The following is a 614-nucleotide window of genomic DNA, read 5'->3' on the forward strand; positions in this document are numbered from 1 at the left end:
TTGATGTCTCGCTGCCAAAGTAAAACTAAGATTTGGGCTCTGAGCGACAACCCAGCCTTGCTTGCACAAATGACCATTCTACGCGGTGTTGAACCTTTGTATTTCAAAGCAGCAGAAAGCCACGTTGATCTCGCGCCACAATTAGTGGAATGCTTACGTCAAAAGGCCAACGAAGCACATATTTCCTCCATTTTGATGACCCAACTCGACTCCATCGAAGGCATGGGTGAAATCAACGCGTGTCGCTTGCTGAGCTTGAATGTGTCTTCTCACATGAAGCCAGCGGAAGAAATCGCAGCTTAGGTTTACCTCCCCCTTATTCAAGCTCGACCTTGAATTTCTCCCCCATAACTTGCTCCACAGGGACTTGACCTGCCAAATGGCAGGTCCTTTTTATTGCGCACGATATAACCAACCATTCGCTGACTCTTGGAATATGAGCGTTAACTTAATGAAATCGCATTCACAACTTGTTATTGTAGAGCGATTGTTATCCCTAAAAGCGTGCCCCTTTGAAAGAGAACACTCCCGTCGTCGAATTTAGCAACGTAAACAAGTGGTATGGCGATTACCACGCTCTAAAAGATATCAACTTCTCCGTACATTCTGGCGAG

The 614-nt window shown here is 45.9% G+C and carries 2 pseudogenes; both read left to right on the top strand.

Annotated features, from left to right (window positions below):
• Window positions 1-303: pseudogene (locus tag R7P64_RS24350) on the top strand (pyruvate kinase); the annotation flags it as partial.
• A 209-nt stretch (window positions 304-512) separates the two neighbouring features.
• A pseudogene (gene glnQ, locus R7P64_RS24355) lies at window positions 513-614 on the top strand (glutamine ABC transporter ATP-binding protein GlnQ); the annotation flags it as partial.

The organism is Vibrio sp. 2304, assembly GCF_033339475.1.
GTDB classification, from domain to species: Bacteria; Pseudomonadota; Gammaproteobacteria; order Enterobacterales; family Vibrionaceae; genus Vibrio; species Vibrio alginolyticus.